This is a genomic window from Streptomyces sp. UH6 (genome assembly GCF_013421635.1).
GTDB lineage: Bacteria > Actinomycetota > Actinomycetes > Streptomycetales > Streptomycetaceae > Streptomyces > Streptomyces abyssomicinicus.
On the sequence record NZ_JACADT010000858.1, the window covers coordinates 1 to 2,464 of the forward strand.

Consider the following 2,464-nt stretch of genomic DNA (forward strand, 5'->3'; position numbering starts at 1 on the left):
AGTCTCCGCCGGGCCCTTCGCGCGCGACGTCCAGGGGTCCCGCCCGCTCCCGCCCCGTCCGGCCGGGCAGGTCGAGGGCGGGACGGGTCAGGCGACGATCAGGTAGATGCCGAACGCCACCGCCGCCGCACACGCGGCGAAGCAGAGGTAGGCGCCGGTGACCGCGAGCGGGGCCGAGCCGCCGGTGCGGGCCGCCTTCTCCTTCTGGGAGAGGCCGGCGATGCCGAGGGTGAACAGGCCCACCAGGAGAACCGTGGCCACGAGGCTGACCCCGAAGACGGAGCCGAGAGCCGCCCAGTCGATCTTCATGCTGCTTCTCTTCCTACTTCGTTGCGGGTGCGCTAGGGGGCGTCAGACCTTGGCGGCCGTGGTCACGGGCTTCTCGCCGGCCGCGGCCGACGACCCGATGGCCTGGGAGGGCATCACGCGGTCCAGCTCCTCCTCGATCGCCGCCGTCGGGGGCGGCGTGACCGCGGCGACGGCGTCGGCGACGACCCCGTCCTCCTCGACGTGGTTCACGTTGGTGTGGTCGACGACCTCACGGCGGGAGATCAGCCAGATGGCGAGGCTGGAGCCGACCAGGAAGACCGCCACCAGCACGGTGCCCCAGGTGCCCTGCTGGGTCACGTACTCGGCGCCGGCGGCGACCAGCGCGGCGGCCGGCAGCGTCAGCAGCCAGGCGACCAGCATCCGGCCGGCGGTGGACCAGCGGACCACGCCGCCCTTGCGGCCGAGGCCGGCGCCCATCACGGCACCCGAGACGGAGTGGGTGGTGGAGAGCGAGAAGCCCAGGTGCGAGGAGGCCAGGATGACGGTGGCCGCGGAGGTCTGGGCGGCGAAGCCCTGCTGCGGCTGGAGGTCGGTCAGGCCCTTGCCCATGGTGCGGATGATGCGCCAGCCGCCGAGGTAGGTGCCGAGCGCGATGGCCACACCCGCGGAGGCGATGACCCAGACCGGCGGGTCGGAGTCCGGGACGAGGACGCCACCGGTGACCAGGGCCAGGGTGATGACACCCATGGTCTTCTGCGCGTCGTTGGTGCCGTGGGCGAGGGAGACCAGGGCCGCGGAGGCGATCTGGCCGGCGCGGTAGCCCTTCTTGGCGGTCTGCTCCTCGGTCTTCGAACCGAGCTTGTAGGTGATCCGCGCGCCGACCGTGGCGGCGATGCCGGCCACCAGCGGGGCGGCGAGGGCCGGGATCAGCACGTTGGTGATCAGCGTGCCGCCGTGCACCGCGCCGAAACCGGCGGAGGCGACGGTGGCGCCCAGGAGACCGCCCATGAGGGCGTGCGAGGAGCTGGAAGGCAGGCCGACCAGCCAGGTCAGCAGGTTCCAGAGAATGGCACCCACCAACGCCGCGAAGATCACCTCGGGTTGGATCCCCGACTCGTCGACGAGTCCCTTGGAGATCGTGTTGGCGACCTCCACGGAGAGGAAAGCACCCACAAGGTTCAGCACGGCGGACATCGCCACGGCGATCTTCGGCTTCATCGCGCCGGTGGAGATCGTGGTGGCCATGGCGTTGGCGGTGTCGTGGAAACCGTTCGTGAAATCGAACGCGAGAGCGGTGATCACCACAATCGCGAGGATCAGCGAGAAGCTTTCCATTTACCCAGGCAATCGTTCGACGTCATTGGCGATTCGAACGTAGGTAACCATGGTGAACGGAAGGTGAACTGACGCCCTACATGCGGTTTACGGTCACCCATGCGGACCCCACGGCGGCCCCGGGGCGGGGGAGCCGGAAGCGCGCAGCACTTGTCGATTTGTCGATACAGCCTGGTCAGCGCGGCACCCTCGACCCGGCGGCCGGACGGCGGCGCCGACGGACCGGCAGGCGCCTGGATGATCCTTGTCACTCCGTGGCCGACGGCCGGCCGGGGTGGCAGGATCCCGCACATGCGGGACACGGAACCGGCGAGCATACCGGACGAAACCGGCGGGGCGTGGCGGCGGCTGGTGGCCACCGCCCGGCGCACCCACGACGAAGGGCTGGTGGTCGGCACCTCGGGCAACGTCTCGGTGCGGGTGGGCGACACGGTGCTGGTGACACCCTCGGGGGTGCCGTACGACCGGCTGGGGCCGCGGGACCTGGTCGGGGTGGGGCTGGACGGGCAACGACTGCTGGGGACCGCGGAGCCGACCAGCGAACTGCCGCTGCACCTGGCGGTGTACCGCGCCACCGACGCGCGGGCCGTGGTGCACACCCACGCCGTGCACGCGACCGCCGTGTCCACGCTGGTCGACGAGCTTCCGCCGGTCCACTACATGACCGCCGCGCTCGGCGGCCCGGTGCGGGTCGCCCCGTACGCGGGCTACGGCACCCCCGAGCTGGCCGGGGCCGCGCTCGCCGCGCTGGAGGGCCGCTCCGCCTGCCTGCTGCGCAACCACGGGACCGTCGCGTACGGCGAGGACCTGGACCAGGCGTACGACCGGACCGCCCAGCTGGAGTGGATGTGCCGGCTGT

3 protein-coding genes are annotated in these 2,464 nt (G+C 71.6%); 1 reads left to right on the forward strand and 2 read right to left on the reverse strand.

Features of this window, described 5'->3' with window-relative positions:
* Positions 1–87 precede the first annotated feature (87 nt).
* Both HW445_RS26770 and HW445_RS26775 read right to left on the reverse strand, forming a co-directional pair.
* Positions 88–309 carry a hypothetical protein gene (locus tag HW445_RS26770; protein ID WP_151775624.1) on the reverse strand — a complete coding sequence of 74 codons (222 nt, stop codon included), beginning with the start codon at positions 307–309 and terminating at the stop codon, positions 88–90.
* 42 nt (positions 310–351) lie between these two features.
* Positions 352–1,605: an inorganic phosphate transporter gene (locus HW445_RS26775; protein WP_180223453.1), complete on the reverse strand. Its 1,254-nt coding sequence runs from the start codon at positions 1,603–1,605 to the stop codon at positions 352–354.
* A gap of 291 nt (positions 1,606–1,896) precedes the next feature.
* On the opposite strand from HW445_RS26775, the gene HW445_RS26780 reads away from it, so the two are divergent.
* On the forward strand, positions 1,897–2,464 hold a 568-nt coding region (locus HW445_RS26780; protein ID WP_180223454.1), incomplete at its 3' end, for a class II aldolase/adducin family protein.

Bases quoted from the DNA above. Each gene is read 5' to 3' on its own strand.
- HW445_RS26770 (WP_151775624.1), bottom strand. From the start codon at position 309: ATGAAGATCGACTGGGCGGCTCTCGGCTCCGTCTTCGGGGTCAGCCTC.
- HW445_RS26775 (WP_180223453.1), bottom strand. From the start codon at position 1,605: ATGGAAAGCTTCTCGCTGATCCTCGCGATTGTGGTGATCACCGCTCTC.